The 24,651-nt window shown below is 31.9% G+C and carries 21 protein-coding genes; 19 read left to right on the top strand and 2 right to left on the bottom strand.

Translation table 11 applies throughout. The annotated features are described in order from the left end of the window. Positions 1 to 608: 608 nt before the first annotated feature. From I6U51_RS24975 to I6U51_RS24970, 12 genes are all read left to right on the top strand, one after another. Entirely contained in the window at positions 609 to 740 is a 132-nt protein-coding gene (locus tag I6U51_RS24975) for a hypothetical protein (protein WP_281395886.1), read from the top strand. A 517-nt stretch (positions 741 to 1,257) separates the two neighbouring features. Further along, positions 1,258 to 2,037 carry a short-chain-enoyl-CoA hydratase gene (locus I6U51_RS00175; RefSeq protein WP_211140587.1) on the top strand — a complete coding sequence of 260 codons (780 nt, stop codon included), beginning with the start codon at positions 1,258 to 1,260 and terminating at the stop codon, positions 2,035 to 2,037. Positions 2,038 to 2,198: 161 nt separating this feature from the next. Continuing rightward, positions 2,199 to 3,044, top strand: coding sequence for a 3-hydroxybutyryl-CoA dehydrogenase (locus I6U51_RS00170; protein ID WP_211140586.1), 846 nt, complete (start codon positions 2,199 to 2,201; stop codon positions 3,042 to 3,044). Positions 3,045 to 3,213: 169 nt separating this feature from the next. Continuing rightward, positions 3,214 to 4,392 carry an acetyl-CoA C-acetyltransferase gene (locus tag I6U51_RS00165; RefSeq protein ID WP_211140585.1) on the top strand — a complete coding sequence of 393 codons (1,179 nt, stop codon included), beginning with the start codon at positions 3,214 to 3,216 and terminating at the stop codon, positions 4,390 to 4,392. A gap of 221 nt (positions 4,393 to 4,613) precedes the next feature. Continuing rightward, positions 4,614 to 5,042, top strand: a complete 429-nt coding sequence (locus I6U51_RS00160; protein ID WP_211140584.1) for a MaoC family dehydratase — start codon at positions 4,614 to 4,616, stop codon at positions 5,040 to 5,042. Positions 5,043 to 5,237: 195 nt separating this feature from the next. Then, positions 5,238 to 6,377 carry an acyl-CoA dehydrogenase gene (locus I6U51_RS00155; protein ID WP_211140583.1) on the top strand — a complete coding sequence of 380 codons (1,140 nt, stop codon included), beginning with the start codon at positions 5,238 to 5,240 and terminating at the stop codon, positions 6,375 to 6,377. Between the two features lie 24 nt (positions 6,378 to 6,401). Beyond that, entirely contained in the window at positions 6,402 to 7,181 is a 780-nt protein-coding gene (locus tag I6U51_RS00150) for an electron transfer flavoprotein subunit beta/FixA family protein (RefSeq protein ID WP_178906508.1), read from the top strand. 12 nt (positions 7,182 to 7,193) lie between these two features. Beyond that, entirely contained in the window at positions 7,194 to 8,195 is a 1,002-nt protein-coding gene (locus tag I6U51_RS00145; protein ID WP_211140582.1) for an electron transfer flavoprotein subunit alpha/FixB family protein, read from the top strand. Between the two features lie 415 nt (positions 8,196 to 8,610). Next, positions 8,611 to 10,323, top strand: a complete 1,713-nt coding sequence (locus tag I6U51_RS00140) for a sigma 54-interacting transcriptional regulator (RefSeq protein ID WP_211140581.1) — start codon at positions 8,611 to 8,613, stop codon at positions 10,321 to 10,323. A gap of 492 nt (positions 10,324 to 10,815) precedes the next feature. Then, positions 10,816 to 12,369 (top strand): acyl CoA:acetate/3-ketoacid CoA transferase, encoded by a 1,554-nt coding sequence (locus tag I6U51_RS00135; RefSeq protein WP_211140580.1) that lies wholly within the window; start codon positions 10,816 to 10,818, stop codon positions 12,367 to 12,369. Positions 12,370 to 12,479: 110 nt separating this feature from the next. Then, positions 12,480 to 13,874, top strand: a complete 1,395-nt coding sequence (locus tag I6U51_RS00130) for a GntP family permease (protein WP_211140579.1) — start codon at positions 12,480 to 12,482, stop codon at positions 13,872 to 13,874. 171 nt (positions 13,875 to 14,045) lie between these two features. Further along, on the top strand, positions 14,046 to 14,900 hold the full coding sequence (locus I6U51_RS24970) for a methyl-accepting chemotaxis protein (RefSeq protein WP_211140578.1): 855 nt from the start codon (positions 14,046 to 14,048) through the stop codon (positions 14,898 to 14,900). Between the two features lie 188 nt (positions 14,901 to 15,088). On the opposite strand, the gene I6U51_RS00120 is transcribed toward I6U51_RS24970, so the two are convergent. Continuing rightward, positions 15,089 to 15,976 (bottom strand): DUF2156 domain-containing protein, encoded by an 888-nt coding sequence (locus I6U51_RS00120; RefSeq protein WP_211140577.1) that lies wholly within the window; start codon positions 15,974 to 15,976, stop codon positions 15,089 to 15,091. A 311-nt stretch (positions 15,977 to 16,287) separates the two neighbouring features. Between I6U51_RS00120 and I6U51_RS00115 the strand changes: the two genes are divergently transcribed. From I6U51_RS00115 to I6U51_RS00085, 7 genes are all read left to right on the top strand, one after another. Continuing rightward, a complete protein-coding gene (locus I6U51_RS00115) occupies positions 16,288 to 18,501 on the top strand; it encodes a methyl-accepting chemotaxis protein (RefSeq protein WP_343069397.1) in 2,214 nt (737 codons plus the stop codon). 141 nt (positions 18,502 to 18,642) lie between these two features. After that, positions 18,643 to 19,386: an elongation factor P 5-aminopentanone reductase gene (gene ymfI / locus I6U51_RS00110; protein WP_211140576.1), complete on the top strand. Its 744-nt coding sequence runs from the start codon at positions 18,643 to 18,645 to the stop codon at positions 19,384 to 19,386. A 430-nt stretch (positions 19,387 to 19,816) separates the two neighbouring features. Further along, positions 19,817 to 20,191 carry an SdpI family protein gene (locus tag I6U51_RS00105; RefSeq protein ID WP_211140575.1) on the top strand — a complete coding sequence of 125 codons (375 nt, stop codon included), beginning with the start codon at positions 19,817 to 19,819 and terminating at the stop codon, positions 20,189 to 20,191. A 145-nt stretch (positions 20,192 to 20,336) separates the two neighbouring features. Then, on the top strand, positions 20,337 to 21,527 hold the full coding sequence (locus I6U51_RS00100) for a transglutaminase domain-containing protein (RefSeq protein WP_211140574.1): 1,191 nt from the start codon (positions 20,337 to 20,339) through the stop codon (positions 21,525 to 21,527). A gap of 269 nt (positions 21,528 to 21,796) precedes the next feature. Beyond that, on the top strand, positions 21,797 to 22,585 hold the full coding sequence (locus I6U51_RS00095; RefSeq protein WP_211140573.1) for a YhfC family intramembrane metalloprotease: 789 nt from the start codon (positions 21,797 to 21,799) through the stop codon (positions 22,583 to 22,585). Between the two features lie 48 nt (positions 22,586 to 22,633). Then, positions 22,634 to 23,014 (top strand): GntR family transcriptional regulator, encoded by a 381-nt coding sequence (locus I6U51_RS00090; protein ID WP_211140572.1) that lies wholly within the window; start codon positions 22,634 to 22,636, stop codon positions 23,012 to 23,014. Positions 23,015 to 23,059: 45 nt separating this feature from the next. Then, positions 23,060 to 24,187 (top strand): DUF1648 domain-containing protein, encoded by a 1,128-nt coding sequence (locus tag I6U51_RS00085; RefSeq protein WP_211140571.1) that lies wholly within the window; start codon positions 23,060 to 23,062, stop codon positions 24,185 to 24,187. A 49-nt stretch (positions 24,188 to 24,236) separates the two neighbouring features. Here I6U51_RS00085 and I6U51_RS00080 read toward each other — a convergent pair whose 3' ends face one another. Then, positions 24,237 to 24,605, bottom strand: a complete 369-nt coding sequence (locus I6U51_RS00080) for an HsmA family protein (protein WP_211140570.1) — start codon at positions 24,603 to 24,605, stop codon at positions 24,237 to 24,239. Positions 24,606 to 24,651: the final 46 nt, after the last annotated feature.

The raw sequence follows: 24,651 nt of genomic DNA, 5'->3' as shown, positions 1-24,651 counted from the left end.
TAAATAAATTACTTGGGCTGGACACAAAGATTGAAGCGATGGTATAGGCTTTATATTGTAGTGCAAATGACAGCTATAATCATCTTCTATAAATTAGTCTATTTTGGCTCGTTGCCAACTCAAAAAGTTCTAAACGTCTGGAGATAGGCATAATTTTGCCAGTAGGGAATTGATGTGATGGAGTAAGATATACAGCCTTAGCATCAATCCAGATAAACCCTGGTTCTTCAATAGCAATAGTAGCAGTTTCATTTAAAAGTAGTTGGCAAATAAGACTAATAGAGTAGGGGGGCCAGCTCCGATAATAATTTGTTCTAAAGAACATTTTATATCTCTATACTCTTGTGAATATTTCATGATTTCCTTGCGCAATCCTTGTTCTCCTGTGATATGTAAGTAATCGGTAAGATGGCTTCTATATTCTCTAAGACAATTGTTTGTTAACCTTCGCCATTTAGAGATAAATTGGTCATTCGGTACAAGGGTTCTATATCGAAGTCATAGGCAAAATTTTCCCTCCTTAACTCTTGGGTTTTAGGCTTTTCCTAGTCTAATTTTTGAACAAGAGGCATTAAAGAAATATCTAAATCCTCAATTATAAAAAAATCATGGATTATATAAATGAAAAACATATAAAAGTAAATGGGAATTTTCATGAAATATATATCCTCCCTCAAGTAAACGAATTTGGAGAGGAAAACACTTTAATGCAGCTTGAAATATTAAAAAGTGAGTTATAATTGTAGAAGATGCAATATCATACCATTTCGCTTTAGATTTATTACAAATGCCTATGTCTTAAAAACATTATTCTTTAGATCCTAAATCATATCTATGTAGTCCCCAAAAATAGTTCTGACACTAAAAAAGTCATGACAAAAAACGGAATATATAATTTAGGAAGAATCTCCTGTTTTGATTTAAAACTGAATCAAAAATGGGGGGTTTTTTTTATTGAGATTTTTTCTACTCTCTTTTCATTAAAGAAATTGTATTTTTTGCTTTGAGCTATATTACAAATCCTTTTGAATATAAGATGTAAAACTTATTGACATGTATAGTTTATAGACAACTCACAAATATTTAAGTATTGCGGGAAATGCTAGTATTAATAAAAAATGTGTATAAATAATATACACAAAGTCAAATAAATTAGCTTATAAGAAATGCAGTACGATCATGTATTTTAAAGGAATTAGCACAGATAAATAATATGGCATGGTTTTTGCTGAATACATTAATGAAGGGGGGATTACTTTGAAATATGAAAACGTTGTTCTAGATAAACAAAATCATATTGCTACATTAAGCTTTAACAGGCCATCGGTATTGAATGCATTAAATAGTGATGTTTTAAAAGAATTTAATCAAGTATTAGATGAAATAAAAAATGATGAAGAAATCTATGTTCTAATAATAACTGGATACGGTAAAGCATTTATTGCTGGGGCGGATATATCAGAAATGAAGGATAAAACTCCGGAGCAAGCTAGAAAATTTGCGGAATTAGGGTTAAGCGTATTTAGAAAAATGGAACTTATGGAAAAGCCAATTATAGCAGCTATAAATGGCTTTGCATTAGGTGGCGGATGTGAATTAGCTATGAGTTGTGATATAAGAATAGCTTCAGAGAAAGCAAAGTTTGGACAACCAGAAGTTGGATTAGGAATCATCCCAGGTTTTGCAGGAACTCAAAGATTATCACGTTTAGTTGGAATAGCTAAAGCAAAAGAACTAATTTTTACTGGAGATATAATTGATGCAGTTGAAGCAGAAAAATTAAGATTAGTAAATAAAATTGTACCTCATGATGAGTTAATGGTTGAATCTTTAACTTTAGCTGAAAAGATTGTTTCTAAAGCACAGGCAGCAATAAGATATTCAAAAACTGCTATAAATAGAGGTGTGGAAAGTGATATAGAAACAGGAATGCTAATAGAAAAAGATCTATTTGGGTTATGTTTCTCAACTAAGGATCAAAAAGAGGGTATGGAAGCATTTTTGGAAAAAAGAAAAGCAAATTTTATAAATAAGTAAACTTAAGCAGATATCCAAAATCTGTGATTTTGTGATGATCGATTAAGCAGAGAACTCAAATCTTTGATTTGAAGTGAATCGCTTACTCAGCGAGTACTCATTCGACAGTAGGAGAAGAAGTTTCATAATAAAAATATGGTGTGTTTTTAGGAGGAATTGGAATGAAAATATTCGTTTTAGGAGCAGGAACAATGGGCTCAGGGATTGTGCAGGCCTTTGCACAATCTGGATATGAAGTAGTAATGAGAGATATTGAAGAGAGTTTTGTCCAAAGAGGATTTGGCATAATTTCTAAAAATCTTGAAAAAAGCGTTCAAAAAGGAAAAATTACTGAAGATGAAAAGAAAGATATAGTTAGCAGAATAACGCCTACAACAGACATGAGTTTAGCTAAAGATGCAGATTTGGTTGTTGAAGCAGCAGTTGAAAATATGTCAATTAAGAAAAAGATATTTGCAGAGTTAGATGGATTATGTAAGCCAGAAGCTATACTTGCTACAAATACATCATCATTATCTATAACTGATGTAGCAAGTGCAACTAAGAGACCGGATAAGGTTATAGGTATGCATTTCTTTAACCCTGTTCCGGTTATGAAACTAGTAGAAGTTATAAAAGGAATTGCCACTTCAGAAGAAACTAAAAATATTGTGGTTGAGGTTTCTAAGAAACTTGGAAAAGATCCAGTAGAAGTTGAAGAGGCACCAGGATTTGTTGTTAACAGAATACTTATACCTATGATAAATGAAGCAGTAGGAATTTTAGCAGATAATGTTGCAAGCGCTGAAGATATTGATTTAGCTATGAAGCTAGGAGCTAACCATCCGATGGGACCATTAGCGTTGGCTGATTTAATAGGAATTGATGTATGCTTGGCTATTATGGAAGTGCTATATACGGAATTTGGAGACTCAAAATATAGACCACATCCACTACTAAGAAAGATGTCAAGGGCAGGATATTTAGGAAAAAAGTCAGGAAAAGGATTCTTCGATTATAACAAATAAATAATAAAGTTTCATAAGAACATAATCAGACATCCAAAATTTATGATTTTGAGATGGTCGGTTGAGTAGCGAACCCAAATCTGTGATTTGGAGTGAGTCACTTACTCAGCGAGTACTCATTCGACAAAGGAGAAGGAGTTTCATATAAAAATTAATTGGAGGGTAAAATATGAGAGAAGTAGTTATAGCAAGTGCTGTTAGAACAGCTATAGGATCTTTCGGCGGAAGCTTAAAGGATGTTACTGCCGTTGATTTAGGAGCTATTGTAATTAAAGAAGCATTAAATAGAGCTGGTGTAAAACCTGAGTTAGTAGACGAAGTAATCATGGGTAATGTTCTTCAAGCAGGAATTGGCCAAAATCCAGCAAGACAATCAGCTGTTAAAGCTGGGATTCCAGTTGAGGTATCGTCTTTTACTTTAAATAAAGTTTGTGGGTCTGGATTAAGAGCAGTTAGTTTAGCATTTCAGATGATTTTATCTGGATATAACGATATTGTTGTTGCTGGCGGAATGGAAAACATGTCAAGAGCTCCTTACCTTTTAAACAATGCAAGATGGGGTCAAAGAATGAATGATGGAAAGCTAGTAGATGAAATGGTATTTGACGGCCTTACAGATGCTTTTAATGGGTACCACATGGGAATTACAGCGGAAAACATAGCAGAACAATGGGGAATAACTAGAGAAATGCAGGATGAATTTGCCCTTAAATCCCAATTAAAAGCAGAAAGTGCTATTAAGGAAGGAAAATTTAAGGATGAGATAGTACCAGTTGCAATACCTCAAAGAAAAGGAGAGCCAAAGATATTCGATACAGATGAATTTCCGAGATTTGGAGCTACTATTGAAGGATTAGCAAAATTGAAACCAGCATTTAAGAAAGATGGAACAGTAACTGCTGGCAATGCTTCAGGAATAAATGATGGAGCTGCAGCTTTAGTTATAATGAGTGGAGAAAAAGCTAAAGAATTGGGAATAAAACCATTAGCTAAAATTGTATCCTTTGGTTCTAAGGGATTAGATCCTTCAATTATGGGATATGGTCCAGTTCCATCAACTAGAGAAGCTTTAGAAAGAGCAAACTTAACTGTAAGAGATTTAGATTTAATAGAAGCAAATGAGGCTTTTGCTGCACAAAGTTTATCTGTAGCTAAGGATTTAGAATTTAACATGGATATCGTGAACGTAAATGGCGGAGCTATAGCTCTTGGACATCCAGTTGGAGCCTCAGGTGCTAGAATTCTAGTTACACTAATTCATGAGATGATTAAAAGAGATGCTAAAAAAGGTCTTGCAACCTTATGTATAGGTGGGGGACAAGGAACAGCAGCTATTATAGAAAGATAGTTAATAACTATTATAAAGTTAGAATGTAAAGAGCGTCTAAGGCTGTGGACCATTTTGGCTGTGGACCTTAAGCTCTTAACAGAATATATATCATAGTAGAAGTTGGACAAGTATATGATTTGACTAACTGTTATTCTAAAATATACAACCATCTTGAATAATTGAACAAAGGTATACGTTGTCTTCCTTCTACTATGTATTAAAAATTAGGAGGTAAAATCATGCAAGGTTTAACAATTGATCAAATAAAAGTTGGAGATAAGGTTTCTGTTGAAAAGACTATATCCGAAACAGATGTATATTTATTTGCGGGAATTACTGGAGACTTAAATCCAGCACACGTAAATCAAACTGCATCAGAAAAAACAATGTTTAAGAGCAGAATTGCACATGGAATATTAGTTTCTGGTTTTATTTCAGCTTGTCTTGGTATGCACCTTCCTGGACCAGGAACAATTTATATGGGACAACAACTTAAGTTTACTGCACCAGTTTATATTGGAGATACAATTAAAGCAGAAGTAGAAGTTATAGAAATGAATGTAGAGAAAAATAGAGTTAAACTAAGAACGGTTTGTACTAATCAAAATGGAAAAGTTGTTGTAGATGGAGAAGCATTAGTTATGCCTCCTAAAAAAGTTTCTGAATAGCTATTCTTAAATAAAAATTAAATATATCAGTTAATTATATTTTACCTATATAAGATTGAACCCTTCCAAATAAAAATAGCTAAAATCAATCTGATATAGGTAAAATATAAAATAAAGCAAAATTAATATATAAAAATAGTTTGATTATTAACAAACAATTAAATATCTATCTAAAAATCAAGAGGAGGACCAATTATGGATTTTACATTGTCAAAGGAACAACAATTAGTACAACAGATGGTAAGAGAGTTTGCTGAAAATGAAGTTAAGCCGTTAGCAGCAGAAATTGATGAAACTGAAAGGTTCCCTATGGAAACAGTAGAAAAGATGGCTAAATACGGAATGATGGGTATTCCGTTCTCCAAGGAATATGGCGGAGCCGGTGGAGACACCCTTTCATATATATTAGCAGTTAAAGAGTTATCAAAGGTTTGCGGTACTACTGGAGTTATTCTTTCAGCTCATACTTCATTATGTGCTTCAGTAATTGATAAATATGGCACTGAAGAGCATAAGCAAAAATACTTAATACCTCTTGCAAAGGGAGAAAAGTTAGGAGCCTTTGGCTTAACAGAACCAAATGCAGGAACAGATGCTGCAGGACAACAAACTACGGCTGTTCTTCATGGAGACAACTATATCATAAATGGACAAAAAATATTCATAACAAACGGTGGAGCAGCTGATATTTTTATAGTATTTGCTATGACAGACAGAAGTAAGGGCACAAAAGGAATTTCAGCATTTATAGTTGAGAAAGGCTTTAAAGGTTTCTCAATAGGTAAATTAGAAGAGAAGATGGGAATTAGAGGATCATCAACTACTGAGCTTATATTTGAAGATTGTATGGTACCAAAGGAAAACTTATTAAGCAAGGAAGGAAAAGGCTTTGGTGTTGCTATGGGCACTCTTGATGGAGGAAGAATTGGTATAGCAGCTCAAGCGTTAGGAATAGCAGAAGGTGCTTTCAATGAAGCGGTAGCTTATATGAAAGAAAGAAAACAATTCGGCAGATCTTTAGATAAATTTCAAGGACTATCTTGGATAGTGGCTGAATTGGATACAAAGATCGAAGCAGCAAAACACTTAGTATACAAAGCAGCATGTAAGAAAGATGCTGGACTTCCTTATTCTGTAGATGCAGCAAGAGCTAAGTTATTTGCAGCAGATGTTGCTATGGAAGTAACAACTAAGGCTGTTCAGTTATTTGGTGGATACGGATATACAAAAGAATATCCAGTAGAAAGAATGATGAGAGATGCTAAGATAACTGAAATCTACGAAGGAACTTCACAGGTTCAGAAGATGGTTATCTCAGGAAGCATATTTAGATAAGAATAGACAAGGAGGACAACATTAATGAATATAGTAGTTTGTTTAAAACAAGTTCCAGATACAACAGAAGTTAAAATAGATCCAAAGACAGGAACTCTTATAAGAGAAGGAGTTCCATCAATAATAAATCCAGATGATAAAAATGCTTTAGAGGAAGCACTTGTATTAAAAGAAAAGGTAGGGGCAAAAGTTACTATAATAAGTATGGGACCACCACAAGCAGAAGCAGCTTTAAGAGAAGCAATAGCTATGGGAGCAGATGAAGCAATACTTATATCAGACAGAGCCTTTGCAGGAGCAGATACATTGGCTACATCAAATGCACTAGCAGGAGCACTAAAAAAACTAGACTACGACATAGTATTTGCAGGAAGACAGGCTATAGATGGAGACACAGCTCAAGTAGGACCTGAAATAGCTGAGCACTTAAACATTCCACAAATCACTTATGTAGAAAAAGTAGAAGTTGAGGGAGATTCTTTAAAAGTACAAAGAGCATGGGAAGATGGGTACGAAGTAATAAAGGTTAAGACTCCAGTTCTTCTAACAGCTATAAAAGAATTAAATGAACCAAGATATATGCATATGGCAAATATCTTTGAAACATACAAGAAAGAAATAAAAGTATGGAGTGCAGCTGATATAGATGTAGACAAATCTCTTCTTGGATTAGCTGGATCACCAACAAAGGTTAAGAAATCTTCAACAAAGGAAGCAAAGGGACAAGGTGAATTAGTAAATCTACCAGCAAAAGAAGCAGCAGCATATGCAGTTTCAAAATTAAAAGAAAAACACTATATCTAGGAGGGAATTACAATGAATATAGCAGAGTATAAAGGCGTATGGGTATTTGCTGAACAGAGGGAAGGAAAGCTTCAAAAGGTATCTTTAGAATTATTAGGAAAAGGAAGAGAATTAGCAGACAAGTTAGGCGTAGAGTTAACAGCTCTTTTACTTGGAAGTGATATAGATGATATAGCAAAAGAATTAGTAGCATATGGAGCAGATAAAGTAATATATGCAGATAATCCACTTTTAAAACACTTTACAACAGATGGGTACACAAAAGTTATATGTGACTTAGCAAAGGATATAAAGCCAGAAGCAATACTAGTTGGGGCTACATTCATAGGAAGGGATTTAGGACCAAGAGTGGCAGCAAGACTTGCTACAGGACTTACAGCAGACTGTACATCTCTTGATATAGATCCAGAAAACAAAAACCTACTTATGACAAGACCAGCCTTTGGTGGAAACTTAATGGCTACAATAGTTTGTGGAGACCACAGACCACAGATGTCTACAGTAAGACCTGGGGTATTTGAAAAGTTAGCTAAAGATACTGCAAGAAGTGGAGAAATCCAAAAGGTAGCTGCAAACTTAACGGTCGCAGATATAAGAACTGAAGTATTAGAAGTAGTTAAAGCTTGCAAGGGCTGCATGGATATTGGAGAAGCTAAGATAATAGTTGCAGGTGGAAGAGGAATAGGAAATAAAGAAGGTTTTGAAGTACTAAAAGACCTTGCTGACGCTTTAGGTGGAATAGTAGCTGGATCAAGAGCAGCTATAGACAACGGATGGTTAGATAAAGCATATCAAGTTGGACAAACAGGTAAGACAGTTAGACCAAATCTTTATATAGCTTGTGGTATATCAGGGGCAATACAGCATTTAGCTGGAATGCAGGATAGTGATTACATTATAGCTATAAATAAAGATGCAGACGCTTCTATAATGAAAGTAGCTGATCTTGCATTAGTTGGAGATTATAAGAAGGTTATTCCTGAACTTGTAGCTCAAATTAAAGAAATGAATTAATTAAAAAAGTTATGAAGTGGAAACTTGAATCAGATGGGATTTCAAACCCCACCTGATTCTTAGTTGAACGAATCCAGGGACATAGCTGCTCTTTATTCCCTCTTTAAGAAGAGGGAATATTAGAGCGGGTAGTCATCGGATAAAATCTCTTTTTAGAATAAATTATAAAATATAAGATTACTCTTTTAACCAATTTTAAATCATGTCTAGGAGCAACTTCAAATTTAGGTAGTAATAAACTGGGACTGTGTCAAAAACATAGTCTCAGTTTTTATTTAATGATATAATACTAGTATGGATTTTACTTGATTAGAGAGCTTATTATAATATTTATTATAACAATACTAATAGTTAAAAATTAAAGGGCGAAGCTATGATTAAATTCACAGAATATGGTTTAAGAGGGGGATGCTTTATGTTTTTCAAGGAATGCTTCCAGTCCATTGTAGAAAATATAAATGAAGCTGTGATAGGGATTGATAATACAGGAATTATATTTGTTATTAATAAAATGGCGGAAAAGTTGTTGGGAGTTGATGCTGAAAGTGGATTAGGGTTACATATTGAGCAAATCATACCTGAAACAAATTTACCTAGAGTATTGAAAAATTGTGAAAGTGAAATTAATCAGAACTTTATAACCAATGGAAGAGAATTTATAACGAATAGAATTGCTATAATGTCGGAAGGAAAAGCAAAAGGAGCTATAGCTATTTTTTATGATATTACTAATCATAAAAAAATGCAGGAAGAGTTGAATGCAGATAAATCATATATTGATATTTTAGACACTATAATAAATACCTTTAACGAATGGATAGTAGTAACAGATGAAAAAGGTATTATTACTATGATGAGCAAGGCTTATAAAGAGTTTGTAGGGTGTGCTAATCCTGAAGGAAAGCTAGTAGATGAAGTAATAGAAAACACAAGGATGAGTAAAGTTATAGAATCAGGCGTAGCAGAAATAGGGGAAGTTCAGGAGATAAAAGGGAATAAAATGATTGCTATGCGTGTTCCACTAAAAAAAGATGATAAAGTTATTGGTGCGGTAGGAAAGGTAGTATTTAAAGATATTAGCGATTTTCATTCTCTTAGTAAAAAATTAAATAATTTGGAAAAAGAAGTTGAGTTTTATAAGAATGAACTTGACAAAGAAAGAAAAGCCAAATATTCCGTTGAAAATATAGTCGGAGATTCAGTAAAAGTAAAAGAAGTAAAATCTTTAGTAAAAAAGGTTGCAAATACTAATTCAAATGTTTTGATAATTGGAGAAAGCGGAACAGGAAAAGAACTATTTGCTCATTCTATTCATAATGCAAGTAAAAGGTATTTAGCACCATTTGTAAAGATAAATTGTGCAGCGATACCTTCAGAACTATTAGAAGCAGAGCTGTTTGGTTATGAAGAGGGGGCTTTTACAGGAGCAAAAAAAGGTGGTAAAAAGGGTAAGTTCGAATTAGCCAATGGTGGAACTATATTCCTAGATGAGATAGGTGATATGCCTATGAATATGCAGGTAAAGCTCTTGAGGGTTATTCAAGAAAAAGAGATTGAAAGAGTAGGTGGCAATACGCTAAAGTCAATTAATGTTAGAATAATAGCCGCTACCAATAAAGATCTTGAAAACAGTATTAAAGAAAAAAAGTTTAGAGAGGATTTATATTATAGACTTAATGTAATGAAAATTTCAATACCTCCTTTAAGAGAAAGAAAAGAGGATATACCTAAATTAGTTAATGCGCTTAGAATTAAGGTTGCAAGTAGATTAGGAGTATATGTAGAGGGAATATCTAAGGAGGCATTAGATTGTCTAGTTAACTATGATTGGCCTGGAAACATCAGAGAGCTTGAAAACGTTATCGAAAGAGCGATAAATTTATTAGACTCAGATATAGTTATTAAATTAGAACATCTATCTGAAAGACTGACAAAAAACAAATTCAAACGTTATAGTAATAAAAGTAAACATTTGAAAGTTATTGTTGAAGAGGTGGAAAAAGAAATTATTTTCGAGTGCCTTAAGGAAACTAATTGGAATAAGAATAAAGCAGCTAGAATGTTAGGTATAAGCAGAGCTGGATTATACAAGAAAATAGAAGAATATAAATTAGAAAGTTTAACCTAAAATATATTTACTGCTTGAGTATTTTAAACCTACATGTCAGAATAAAATGTACCATTTGTCTAGGACAATAAAAAAAGACTATGCTGAATTAAGAAGATGATTTCTGTACTGAGCAGGAATCATTTTTTTAGTCCCCATTGATATCTGTAATTATTATAGTAAATCATGTACTTCGGATAAATAATTTTAGAAATAAATTTTAAAACATGTTGAAAATGATGTATAAAAAAAATACATGTAAATAAAATAGTCGCTTATAAAGATTGCAAAATAAAAGCAATATGGAAACAACAAATAATTAGTGTATATAAAATATACACTAATTATTTGTTTATTTTTTTTGTGTTAAATTAATTAAATAATAAATATTCTAAAAACATTGATATTTAAGAGTTTTGTTAACTTGCAAATGATTCTGTAGTTTATAGAGGTTTTGGCATGATAGTTGCTATATAAAGTAGTACTACATAACTATAACATGGAGGGAGAAAAATGAGATCTAAAGTTATATCGAAAGAACAAGCAGTTGAGCTAATAAAAAATGATGACACTGTTGCTGTAGGCGGTTTCATTGGATGTGGACATCCAGAAGAAATTACTATGGAAATAGAGAGAAAATTTTTGAAAACGCAAACTCCTAAAAATTTAACATTAGTTTATGCAGCAGGGCAAGGTGACAGTAAGGAGAGAGGATTAAACCATCTTGGACATGAAGGATTATTAGGTAAAGTAATAGGAGGGCATTGGGGATTAGCACCAAAGCTTCAAAAATTAGCTTTAGAAAACAAGATAAAAGCATATAACTTGCCACAAGGCACTATATCACATATGTTTAGAGATATTGCCGCTGGAAAACCAGGAACATTAACTCACGTTGGTTTGAAAACCTTTGTTGATCCTAGAATTGAGGGTGGCAAGCTAAATGAAATTACTACTGAGGAGATAGTAAAAGTAGTTAAAATTGAAGATAAGGAGTATTTATTGTACAAAGCTTTCCCTATCAATGTTGTACTTTTAAGAGCCACATATGCAGATGAAGATGGAAATGCAACCTTAGAAAAAGAAGCTGCAACACTTGATGCAACGGCAATGGCACAAGCAGCTAAAAACTCAGGTGGATTAGTTATTTTACAAGTTGAAAAGATTGTATCGAAGGGAACGTTAGATCCAAGAAAAGTAAAAATACCAGGAATATATGTAGATGCAATAGTTGTTGGAACACCAGAAAACCATATGCAGACTTTTGGTGAAAGTTATAACCCATGCTATGTTGGAGAAGTTAAAGTTCCTGTAGATTCATTAGATCCATTACCGCTTAATGAAAGAAAAATAATAGCTAGAAGGGCAGCTATGGAGCTCATACCTAATTCAGTTACAAACTTAGGAATTGGTGTACCAGAGGGAGTAGCAATAGTAGCTAATGAAGAGGGGATAGGAGATGAAATGACTTTGACTGTAGAAGCAGGTGGGGTCGGTGGTGTACCTGCAGGCGGCCTAAGTTTTGGAGCATCTACAAATCCACAATCTATATTAGATCAAGCTAGTCAATTTGATTTTTATGATGGAGGCGGCCTTGATGTAGCCTTTTTAGGATTAGCACAATGTGATAAGGTTGGTAATGTAAACGTTAGTAAGTTTGGACCTAAAATTGCAGGTTGCGGTGGTTTTATTAATATAACTCAAAATGCTAAAAAAGTTGTATACTGTGGAACCTTCACGGCAGGTGGATTAAAGATAAGTGTTGCAGATGGTGAATTAGTAATAGAGAAAGAAGGAAAATCGAATAAGTTCATCAATGCTGTTGAACAGATTACATTTAGTGGAGAATATGCAGCGAATATTGGACAATCTGTTCTTTATATTACTGAAAGAGCAGTATTTAGATTGACTAAAGATGGACTAGTCTTAGAAGAGCTTGCTCCAGGAATTGACTTAGAGAAAGACGTATTAAATCACATGGAATTTAAACCAATAATATCTCCTAATTTAAAAGGTATGGATGAAAGAATCTTTAAGGAAGAGTTAATGGGAATAAAAATTAGATAAGCAGGCATCCAAAATCTATGATTTTGTGATGATCGCTTACTCATTCGACGAAGGAGAAGGAGTTTCATAAAAAATATATACAAAGTATAAATTAAATGGAGGTTTTATTAATGGGCGTTATAGGAATTATTTTAGCTCTAGGATTATTAATTTTCTTAGCCTATAGGGGATTTTCAGTTATAGTATTTGCCCCTATTTTCGCACTATTAGCGGCACTTTTATCTGGAATGGCTCTTATGCCAACTTATACGGAAATATTCTTGCCTAACTTAGCAAACTATGTAAAAGTATACTTCCCGTTCTTCTTATTGGGAGCAATATTTGGTAAAGCTATGGAGCAATCTGGTGCTGCCAAATCTATTGCAAAGGCTATTATAGGAAAGTTAGGAAAAGAAAGGGCGATGGTTGCCGTAATTTTATCAGCAGCTATTCTTACTTATGGTGGAGTTAGTCTTTTCGTTGTTGCTTTCGCAGTGTATCCTTTTGCAGCTGCTATATTTAAAGAAGCAGATATACCAAAGAGACTTATACCTGCAACTATTGGAATGGGAGCTTTTACTTTCACAATGGATGCTATACCAGGAACACCACAGATTCAGAACTCAATACCAATGAAATTTTTTAATACAGACCTTTATGCTGCACCAGTTTTTGGTATCCTTGGAACTATAATTGTTTTTACAACTGGAGTAGCTTACTTAGAATGGCGTAAACGTAAAGCACAAGAAGCTGGTGAGGGTTATGGACAAAATCATAAAAATGAACCAGTAATTGTTGAAGATACGAACTTACCTAATCCTTTATTATCAGCTTTACCATTGGTTTCAGTGCTTGTTATAACTTTAATATTGCAAAAAATGGTTTTTCCTCATTGGGATATTACATCATGGGTAACTTTAGCACCTTACAATGTAGCTAAAACAGGTGTTGTAGGAACTATGAATAACTGGGCACTTATAATTGCGCTTGTTGTAGGTATAATACTTTCCTTCATTATAAACCCAAAAAGTATTAAAGGAAATTTAGCAACTGCCATCAACGCTGGAGCAATAGGTTCATTATTAGCAGTTTTAAATACTGCATCTGAAGTTGGTTTTGGTAACGTTATAAAATCCCTTCCAGGATTTAAAGTTATTGCTAATCATTTAATAAATATAAATCCTAATGGCAGCCCATTACTATCAGAAGCAGTAAGTGTAAACGTTCTTGCTGGTGTAACTGGTTCAGCATCTGGCGGTATGAGTATAGTACTTGATATGTTTGGAAAACAGTACTTAGATTGGGCGAATAGAATTGGCATGAGTCCTGAATTGCTTCACCGTGTTGCTGCAATGGCATCAGGCGGTATGGATACATTACCTCATAATGGAGCAGTTATTACACTTCTAGGTATCACAGGTTTAACTCACAAACAATCATACAGAGATATCTTTGCTATCACTATAATAAAGACAGGAACATGTTTTTTACTTATCCTATTACAAAGTGTCTTACATTTTGTATAAAAGGAGCAGAAGAAGCATTGACGATTACTTAGTGAAGATAGGTTTGATGTTCAAAAAAAGGAAACGGTCATTTAAACTTTGTAAATTATAAACCCTTTCGAATATATACTTTTAACTGCATTTTACTTATCAGTATATGCAGTTAAAATTTTTTATTGAGGTGAATAATTAATGAGTAACGAATTAAGTGAAAATACTGATAAATATATATATGGTACTGCAATAGACAGTGCAAAATATATATATGAGCTTTTTGATGGTAGTAGCACTGTAGCGATATACGACATGGAAAAGGTAATAGCATATCATGAAGCAAAGGAAATGAGACTTGGAATCAAAATAGGAGATTTAATCAAATCAAAAACTATTATTTATGAAGTCTTAAGAACTAAAAAACGTGTTTTCCTTCAAATTAGTAAGGAAAATTCTCCTTTTGGAGTTCCTTACATAGGAATGGGAATTCCGATAAAAAGTAGAAATGTAATTATAGGAGGAATAACAATTACATCTCCTATAGTTAAGCAGGAAATATTAAGAGAAACTTCATCACAGCTTAGTGAAACATCTGCCCAAACTAAAGAAGCCTCTGAAGGAATTGCAATGAACGCCAGTAATATAGCTACAGCAATGGATCAGCTTTCTATAAATTCAGTTCAAGCTCAAAATGAATTAAATGCTATAAGTGATGTAATTGCATTAATTAAAGGAATAGCTGATCAAACTAGATTATTAGCATTAAATGCAGCTATAGAAGCAGCTAGAGCTGGAGATGCTGGACGTGGCTTTGCTGTAGTCGCCAATGAAGTTCGTAAATTGGCTCAAGATACTAGTGGAAACGTTCAGGAAATATCTAAAAAACTTTTATCAATATCTTATGTAGTTAATATAGTAATAAAAAAAATAGGAGAGCTTGATACACTTTCACAAAATCAAGCAGCAGCTACAGAAGAAATTACAGCTTCAATGAATAGCCTAGATGACAGTATAAAGAAGATTATGGAGATTGCAAACAACTTGACTAATTAGCTTAGTAAATTACAACATTTACAGTAAGCAAAATAGCCTGTGTAAACTCCTATCAGAATATGCTTCTAAATATAAATTCAAGGGAGCACACAGACTATTATTTAAAAACTAATATGCAATTAATTTAATAATTTAAATAAGTTTAATTATATACAAAATGCAGTTTTCACGCCTTGTTTCAATAAATATTATTGAACAATAAACTTTTTTGCTAGTTTTATTGGGATATAGGATTCCTTTGCGCTTCTTAGACCTTCGATTCCAAGATCCTGCTCTCTATTTATGAAAGGAACATCACTAAAATAAGCATCAACAAATGCTTTGTTTATAAAATTATATAATCCCCTAATGTCCGAATCTGCCTTTTCTATATGAATTATTGCCATGTCTTTGTCAACTTTTTCTCCTATGGTAAAAGCAGAAACTTTGTTATCAATAAATACGACCATACCTTCAAAATTTAATATGGAATTATTTTTTAAAAGTTCTTCTATAGCCCTTAATTCATATAGCAAATACCCTTTGCAAATATGCTTATGACACCACTCTCGAGCAGCTTTTATACAAGGTTGTATTAACTCTGCTGTTATAGGAGATGTTTCATAACTATAATTTTTAATAAAATGATTATAATTATTTTTTTTCTTATGGAGTTTTTTCCCTGACAAGCTTATAAGTTTGCTGCTTTCATATATATAATCAAAGTTATCTCTGTCTTCTAATATAGTGAAAGTATTCTCACCATATATATCCTTAAGGTCATTAATAAAACACTCCTCAGCATCTTTAAAAAGATACTCAAGTTCAAACTTACTTTTATTTTCAATTAAAAAATCTATTATATCCTTCAAGTTTTCTTTTTTATATCCTATAGGCTGCATAAAATGATAACTTCCATTAAAATCTGTTTTCTTTATAATCAAGACATCTTTATGAATCGCGTATTGTATGTCACATGCTTTTCGCCAAATAAAAAGATTAGTAAATGAATACTCACAAGTCTCATATATATATGGCTCTAAATATTTATCAAAAATTTTTTTATCTTCAATTGTAAGAGGTTTAAAATGTAGCATATTAAATACTTCCTTTCTTTGAAAACAAATACTAAGTGATACTAAATATTACCTAATTTTATATAAGTATTATATTATAAAACTGTTATTTAATAAAGTGAAACTTAGATAGATTCAGTTTTTCTATGTAATTATATTATATGTACTATTTAGCATTCCAAGTAAAAATAGATTTACATATGTTAAGTACAGTTAACCTTTCGTTAAGTTATGGTCATTATGGTATAAGATGGAGCATAGAGGTGCTAAAATAAATCTAAGATTAACATCTATGGTAGGTTTTTCAATACTTAGATTTAGGGGGATTAGCTGTGAAAAAAAAGATAAAGTTTAAGAAGACTATTTCGGATATTTACGAAAAGTTAAAACTTTTAAAGCCTATGAAAGAAAAGAAAAACAATAAGGAATTAGAAAAGTTTATCAGTAAGATGAGAATATTAAGACCTGAGATTATAAATAGTGTTTCAGTAAAAATAACTCTTCAAATAGGAGTTCTTATTATATTCACATGTGGTATCCTAGGTGCAGTATCTTATAATAGTTCTTATAAGGCATTAGGTGACACCATTGAATCATCTCTTAAGGCCAAAGCCTCAGAATCAGCTAAGCTAATAAACTCTACACTAGAGCAAGACATAAAGGTAATGACTGTGCTAGCAGAAAGACCTGAAATTAAATCTATGAATGTTCAAAATCAAATACCAGTGCTTTTAGCAGAGGCACAGAGATTAAATTATGTGAATTTAAATATCATGGATTTAAATGGAATAATATACTTTTCAAATGGAGAAAAAACTAAGATAGATATTGAAAATATTTCGAGAGACAATGAATATCTAAAAAAAGCATTAAGCGGTATACCAGCAGTTTCAGATCCTGTAACTAACACTGAAGGAGAACAAATTATTGCAGTAGCTGTGCCTATAAAAGAAAAAGATGATAAGGTTTCAGGAGTATTATTTTCAAATATGTCAACGAAAAACCTTAATGAAATAGTTCAAAAGATGAAAGTAGGAGACAACGGGTTCTGTTTTATAATAAATAAAGATGGAACTAAAGTAGCACATAAAAACATGAAACTGGTTCTGAATAAAGATAATACACTTAAAAATGTGGAAAAGGACTCAACATTAAAACAATTAGCTGAGTTGGAAACCAAAATGATTAAAGGAGAAACAGGATCAGGATTTTATAGTGAAAATAGTGTGGAAATGTTCATGGCATATGCGCCTATTCCCGATACTAGTTGGTTTTTAGCATTAAGTATGCCTAAAAATGAAATATTCAAACAGGCGAACATACTTAAGTATGATATAGCAGCTATTACAATAATATTTATTCTTATAGGAGTGGGCGTAGGGCTGCTAATATCGAAATATATAAAAGTTCCTCTTCTAAAAATAAGAAAATATGCAAAAGGACTATCAGAGTGCAATTTATCACATAGAATAGAGATATTAAGAAGTGATGAGTTTGGACAAACTGCTTCAGCATTAAATAATGCTATTGATAATATAGAAAATATAATAAATTGTGTTAAACTAGAAAGCAAGGATACACTTGATTCAGTACATAACATAAGTGATATGTTTATAAGTGTACATAGGAATGTGCAAAGGGTTTCTGAGACTGCAGAGCAGATAACAGCAAATATGCAGGAGTCTTCGGCATTTATAGAAGAAATAGCTTCAAAAACTGTATCTGCTAAGGAGGAAATAAATAGGACTGTAGTTGAAGCTCAACAGGGACTTAAATTAGCAAATGAAATAAAAGATAGAGCAACTATTATGAGAAAAGAAACAAATCAATCTATGGTTAAAATGCAAGAAAGTTATGTAATATCTAAAGAGAGATTGAGTGATGCATTACAGGATATTAAGGTTGTTGAGAATATTTCCGTTATGACGGAGCAAATAAGAGAAATATCTAAAAAAACAAACATATTAGCTTTAAACGCTGCTATTGAAGCTGCAAGAGCTGGCGAAAATGGAAAAGGCTTCGGAGTTGTTGCAGGTGAGGTAAGAAAGTTAGCTGAGCAGTCTGCTGTTGTCGTGTCAGATATTCAAAAAAATATACGAGGAGTTTTAGCGGCGGTTTGTCACTTATCAGATTCTGCAGAATTTATACTAGATGTTATGAAAAATACAGTACTTGATGATTATGAAAAAGTGATAAATATAAGTGAAGAGTATAAAAATGACGGAGAAACCGTACAAAATATAGTAGAAAGGTTTTCGATTCTGTCAGAAGGAATGTGCCAATCTATAGAAAACATAACTGAAAATATGGAGTCATTAACAGTTACAGTAGGGGAATGTGCAGAAGCTTCTGGCCTTATATCTGACAACATAAATAAAATAAGCAGTAGAACCGATCATATTGCGGCTCAGTCTTCAAAAAATGCAGAAGGTGCTGAGGAGCTTCTTAAGCTTGTAAGTGAGTTTCAAGTATGTGAAAGTAAGAAAGAAGAAAATATAATTATAATTGAAGAGAATATGAAAGGGAAAATAAGTAAAAGTGCCTAGCAATGTTTAAGTATAATTTAGTATTTTATTATAGTATAATAGATTTAGTTAATATAAACTAAAATATTAAAAACTCCTACTCAATATTAAGTAGGAGTTTTTAATGTTAACTGAGTAACATATAAGGGGTGAACATTACAAGTGGAAGATTTAAAAGGTAAGGTTGCAATAGTAACGGGAGCATCAAGAGGCATAGGTAGAAGTATTGTTTTAGAGCTTGTAAAAGCTGGAGCAAATGTAGTTATAAATTATAAATCTAATGAAAAAGAGGCAAATAAAACTTTAGAATATATAAAAGATTTAAAAGGAATTGGAATGGCAGTTAAGGCAGATGTAAGCATTTATGAAGAGGCAAGGATGCTTGTTAATAAGGCAATAGAACAATTTGGGAAAGTAGACATTCTAGTCAATAACGCAGGAGTATCTAAGATTGCACTTTTTATGGATATGAATGAAGAAGATTGGAACCAAATAATAGATATAAATCTTAAAGGGACAATTAATTGTTCTCATAATTTAGTTAAACATATGATTTCAAGGAAATGTGGCTGCATAATAAATATATCTTCAATGTGGGGGAATATTGGAGCATCCTGTGAAACAATTTATTCTGCAACAAAAGGAGCAGTAAATCTGTTCACTAAGGCCTTAGCAAAAGAATTAGCACCTTCTAATATAAGAGTAAATGCCATAGCTCCAGGTGTTATTGACACAGAAATGAATAATTGGCTAAGTGAAGATGAGAAAAAAGGGCTAGAAGATGAAATACCTATGGGCAAGTTTGGAAGCGGACAGGATATTGGAAAAACAGTATTGTTTTTATGCGGAGAAGGGTCTCAATATATAACCGGACAAATATTAACTGTAGATGGAGGCATGACTTAAAATTTAAGGTTTAAAGAAAAATTTAACTTGCGTGGTGATACATAGATACTATGCAAGTTTTTATTCTACTTAGAATTTAAATCATTTTATAAGAAATATTAAATAATAAACAAGATATATACAAATTATGTACAAGTTATTCACAGACTTATCCACAAGTTGTGAATAAAATATAGAAAAGTATAAAGCTTTAATATATATAGATTATTCTTAAAATTATATAAGGAGCAGCTTAACATATAATTAAAAAAGTTAGCTTATTGGTATTACTATATTAATAAATATCTTTTAGATTTGTTAAAGCATAATATATCCAGGTTTACAATAAAATAATTGTGAATATAGACTAGATTTTTTCTTGAATTTGTTTTATTATAGTGACATAATTATCTGATTAATAAGATTTTTTAGAAAAGGGGTTGAGGGTATCGTGATATATTCATTAATTTTCGGGTTAGTAACATTAGGATTCGGAATAATACCTAAAATAGTAAGACCTAAACAAATAAATTCATGGTATGGTTACCGTACAACTTTATCAATGAAGAATCAGGAAACTTGGGACGAAGGAAATAAGTATTCTACTAATCAGTATATAATAGCTGGAGTTATACTACTTATTTTAGGGAAAATAGGATTTGCATTATTTCAAAGTAAAGGATATTTAGTTCCTTTAGTTGCATTCATTCCAGTATTGATGTTAACTGTATTTACAACAGAAAAACATTTAAAGAAAGTTTTTGATAGTAATGGCATAAGAATTAACAGACCTATGAAGTTAAATAAAAAAGAGCAGAGTAGTTAATTTGAAGGGTTAGCAGGAAGTATTTGCTAACCTCTTTATTTTTTGTTTATATTAAAAATAAGCTTAATGCTACGAAAATAATATTAATAATAATTTACAATTTTAGTTTTAGGAGGTGACCTAGTTGTTTTGCAGTAAAAAATATATGACAACTTTTATAATTACTTTTGTACTTTCTATATTCTTTGTTTTTGGTAGAGTTTGTCATGCACAAGAAGACTATAAAATAATGCAATCAAAAGAAGCAGTAGATTCAAAAAAAGTTTGGACAATCAAATTTAATAATGCCGTTGATTATACTAAAATGAGTGACTATATTCAGGTTTATGAATATGGAACGAATAACAAAATACAAGTTACTCTAAGTTATAATTCAGGGGATAGATCAATAAGTGTAACTCCTTTAAGTAGTTATGAAAACAACAAGATTTATACTTTAGAAATTAACAGTAGACTTAAATCTTCAATAGGGAAAGAGTTAAAGACACCTGTTAAATTTAATTTTACTATTAAAGATAGTACTGTTATACAAGTTCAAAATTCTAATCATATTAATGCTGATGATAAAGAAAAACTTCTGCAAGAAAAGACAAACCAGATAGTATCACAAGTTATAAAGCCTAATATGAAAGATTATGAGAAAGAGCTAGCTCTTCATGATTATTTGGTAACACATTCTACATATGATAAGAGACTTTTCACAGGAAATATGCCAGATGAATCGTATACTGACTATGGTGTGCTTATTAAGGGTACTGGGGTCTGTGAAGGATATGCTAGGGCAATGAAGCGTTTACTAGACGCTGTAGGTATAGAGAGTATAGTAGCCATTGGTGAGGCAAAAGACGGAGAGGAATGGATTGGACATGCTTGGAATATTGTTAAAATAGGCGGACAATATTATCAACTAGATCCAACCTGGGATGATCCAATAACAAGTGATGGAAAGGATGTCCTTAGACACTCTTATTTTAATATTACAGATCAGCAAATATCTGCAGATCATAGATGGGATGAAAATTATCCAGCTTGTAATAGCACAACTTATAACTACTACAATTTGAATGTTCCAGAAAAGGATGATGATGGACAAGATATTACAACAGTAAGAAGTTACTATCAATTTTATGGACTAATTAAAAGCTCTATGGAGAATAGTGTTTCCAGCATAAGTATGAAAATATTAAATTATGATGAAACTACTTATGATGTGAGTGCTACTCTACAGAAAATAATGAAAAGCAATCCACAGATAAATTACAGTGGATGTAGTATAAAATCATATTATGACGATGTAAATAATGTGGAATATGTAAAAATAGTTTTTGAAAAGTAGGAATATAGGGTTTCTAGGCGGTCAGTTAATTTTCTAGTTAGGAACCCTATAATTTTCGTTAGTAAAAAATTACTTGTAAATTCGGTTGAAGATTCACTATAGATAAAACTATAATTAAAATTGAACTACAATTAGAAAAGCGAAGAAAAAAGCTCTTATTATAAGTTATTTAAGTCATAACGCTTAGCAAAATATATTTGGTGAAGATTGATATTTTATTATATTTGTTCTATTATTTATATAACAAATATAATAAAGGAGGATGAATTATGGTAAGTAATTTATCAATAACTTTTATGATTGTATCTATGCTTTTATCTTTCGTACTACCACTTGCATTAATAGCTTATTTCTATAAAAAATACAAAATATCAATAAAAGCAGTATTGGTAGGTGTTTTAATATTTATAGTATTCTCACAGGTGTTGGAGAAAATGCTTCATTGGTATGTACTAGTTAGAAATCCGCAAACTGCTGCAATGCTTACAAATCCTTGGATATATATGGTGTATGGAGGCTTGGCAGCAGGCGTTTTTGAAGAAGTAGGTAGATTCATCGGATTTAAGTTTTTCCTAAAAGGCAGAACTCAATGGAAAGATGGTATGGCGTATGGTATTGGGCATGGTGGTATTGAATCCATATTAATAGGCGGAATGATGAGTTTACAATATATTGTGTATTCAAATTTAATAAACTCAGGAATGTTTGAAAAAACGCTTGGAGCAAAAGTGCCTATTGGCTCATTGGAGTCACTAAAACAAGTTTTAATCAGTTCCTCGCCATATTACTTTGGAGTTATAGGAGTGGAAAGGGTTTTAGCAGTAACATTTCATATAGCACTATCATTATTAGTATTATACGGAGTAAAGAATAGAAAAAATATCTATCTTTTATACGCAATAGTAATACATGCACTATTTGATTTCCCAGCAGCGTTATTTCAAACCGGACAAATAAAAAATGTATGGATAGTTGAATTTATTTTACTAGTAGTGGCTTTAATTAGTTTAATATTTATAATAAAATCCAAATATATGTTTAGTAAATCGAAAGATTAGAGCAGTTAAGTGATTTTGGAGGCAAAGTTATAGTTTAGGAGGATGCAAATGTTATTGAAAATAAATTTTGAATCGGATGTACCAATATATGCCCAACTTAAGAATCAAATTATACGAGGTATAGCGAAAGGGGAATTAGATGAAGGTGAGAGCCTGCCATCTGTAAGGCAGATGGCAGAAGACATAGGTATTAATATGCATACTGTAAACAAAGCATATAATCTTCTAAAAGGCGATGGATTTATAACAATAGATAGGAGAAAGGGAGCGATAGTAAATAAAATCCCTATTCCTTCTTCAGAAGAGTACGATGATATACTAAAAGAAGAATTGGAGTCTATTATATCGGAAGCGCACTGTAGAGGAGTTAGTGAAGAAGACTTTATTGAAGCTTGCAAAGAAATATATAGTGTTTATAAAAGAAAATAACTGTATAATGAAATATTAAAAGTTATTCTATGGAGGAATATATCTATGAGTGATAAAGTTATGGCTCTAATAACAACAGTTCCAATTATTATAATAATGCTTATAATACAAATAATTACACCTAAACTTACAAGAAGAGATATTTACTTTGGTGTTAGAGTGCCAGTAGAAGAGGTGGCAAAGGAAGAGTTAACCAATATATATAAAGAATATATCAAAAATAATCTTGTGATATCTGTAATCTATATATTAGTTTTTTCTATTCTTGTATACTCATCAGAAAAGTTTTGGGTTATTATTCAAATATTAGGTATATGTTTATATTTAATAATATCATTTTTAATTTATTATAGATCAAATAAAAAAGTAAAAGAGATTAAAGATAAGAATGGTTGGTATAAAATTAAGAAGTCAGTGACAGTTATAGATACTAATTTTACTAAAAACAAGAGAAAAAGTGTTTTAGTATCACCTTGGTGGTTTATGATACCTGAAATTATTATAGTAATGAATATAATTATAGGGATAAATGTTTATGATAGACTTCCAGATTTAATACCTACCCACTGGAATGCATTAGGTCAGGTGGATGGATGGACTAAAAAATCCTATAAGGCTATGATTCAAATGCCCTTTGTGCAGTTTTTTATGACTTTGGTATTATTCTTCTCATACAAGATTATAGGATGGTCAAAGCAGCAGATAAATGCATCTAATCCAGAAGAATCAAGAGAGAGGAATATAATTTTTAGGCGTAGATGGTCTGGGTACATGGTAATTATGGTTATACTGCTTAATTTGCTTTTTACTTATATAAATTTAAACATACTTCAAGTTATAAATACTAGTGGAAAAGGTATGATGGTAGTTACATTTTTAGTAACAGGTTTAATCTTGATTTTATCTATATATATGAGTTTAACGACAGGGCAAGGTGGAAGTAGAATTAAATTAAAAAGAGAAACTAATACCTCAAGTGGTTTAGTAGATAGAGATGATGATAAGTATTGGAAACTAGGGAACAGCATATATGTTAACAAAGATGATCCATCGCTTTTTGTTGAAAAAAGATTTGGTATAGGCTGGACTATGAATTATGGAAGAATAGAAAGCATAATAATAACAATTGTATTGCTAGCTTTAATTATAGCAATGCCACTATTTTTTAGGTAAAGATATAAAACTAGACCGAAAGTTAACTTTCGGTCTTTTGACTCTATATTTATCTCATATGAGAAATAGCACCAGATAAAAATGGAATTAACCATATTAACCAAACAGCTATGCTAAACTTATGAAACTTTGCAATCATTGCTTCGTTCTTTTTAATTAAAACATAAGTTGCCCATAGAGCATGAATGACCATTAAAATTATGGCAATTAAACCTGTAATTTCGTGAATAACACTTCCAGTTGATGAAGTTTTTGCTATAGACTCCATAACTAATGTACCTGTTGTGTCACATGCTAAACCAATAAAAAACATTACTAAATGCCAAGGCTTAAGTCTCCCACCGAGTTTTTCAGCCCATACACCTACTGTATAGAATAAAAGTGCTAAATTCATAAAAACAACTGCATAAATTAACATATTCATTTCTCCTTTTAAACTAAATTTTTTACATTAAATTCATTTA

Source organism: Clostridium aciditolerans, assembly GCF_016316925.1.
In the GTDB taxonomy this organism is placed as follows: Bacteria; Bacillota; Clostridia; order Clostridiales; family Clostridiaceae; genus Clostridium_AM; species Clostridium_AM aciditolerans.
This window is presented reverse-complemented; position numbering and strand designations above follow the sequence as displayed.

Coding starts and splice junctions, on each gene's coding strand:
- I6U51_RS00150 (WP_178906508.1), top strand. CDS start 6,402: ATGAATATAGTAGTTTGTTTAAAACAAGTTCCAGATACAACAGAAGTT.
- I6U51_RS00095 (WP_211140573.1), top strand. CDS start 21,797: ATGGTAAGTAATTTATCAATAACTTTTATGATTGTATCTATGCTTTTA.
- I6U51_RS00090 (WP_211140572.1), top strand. CDS start 22,634: ATGTTATTGAAAATAAATTTTGAATCGGATGTACCAATATATGCCCAA.
- I6U51_RS00130 (WP_211140579.1), top strand. CDS start 12,480: ATGGGCGTTATAGGAATTATTTTAGCTCTAGGATTATTAATTTTCTTA.
- I6U51_RS00165 (WP_211140585.1), top strand. CDS start 3,214: ATGAGAGAAGTAGTTATAGCAAGTGCTGTTAGAACAGCTATAGGATCT.
- I6U51_RS24975 (WP_281395886.1), top strand. CDS start 609: ATGGATTATATAAATGAAAAACATATAAAAGTAAATGGGAATTTTCAT.
- I6U51_RS00085 (WP_211140571.1), top strand. CDS start 23,060: ATGAGTGATAAAGTTATGGCTCTAATAACAACAGTTCCAATTATTATA.
- I6U51_RS00120 (WP_211140577.1), bottom strand. CDS start 15,976: ATGCTACATTTTAAACCTCTTACAATTGAAGATAAAAAAATTTTTGAT.
- I6U51_RS00160 (WP_211140584.1), top strand. CDS start 4,614: ATGCAAGGTTTAACAATTGATCAAATAAAAGTTGGAGATAAGGTTTCT.
- I6U51_RS00135 (WP_211140580.1), top strand. CDS start 10,816: ATGAGATCTAAAGTTATATCGAAAGAACAAGCAGTTGAGCTAATAAAA.
- I6U51_RS00080 (WP_211140570.1), bottom strand. CDS start 24,605: ATGTTAATTTATGCAGTTGTTTTTATGAATTTAGCACTTTTATTCTAT.
- I6U51_RS00170 (WP_211140586.1), top strand. CDS start 2,199: ATGAAAATATTCGTTTTAGGAGCAGGAACAATGGGCTCAGGGATTGTG.
- I6U51_RS00140 (WP_211140581.1), top strand. CDS start 8,611: ATGTTTTTCAAGGAATGCTTCCAGTCCATTGTAGAAAATATAAATGAA.
- I6U51_RS00100 (WP_211140574.1), top strand. CDS start 20,337: ATGACAACTTTTATAATTACTTTTGTACTTTCTATATTCTTTGTTTTT.
- I6U51_RS24970 (WP_211140578.1), top strand. CDS start 14,046: ATGAGTAACGAATTAAGTGAAAATACTGATAAATATATATATGGTACT.
- I6U51_RS00145 (WP_211140582.1), top strand. CDS start 7,194: ATGAATATAGCAGAGTATAAAGGCGTATGGGTATTTGCTGAACAGAGG.
- I6U51_RS00155 (WP_211140583.1), top strand. CDS start 5,238: ATGGATTTTACATTGTCAAAGGAACAACAATTAGTACAACAGATGGTA.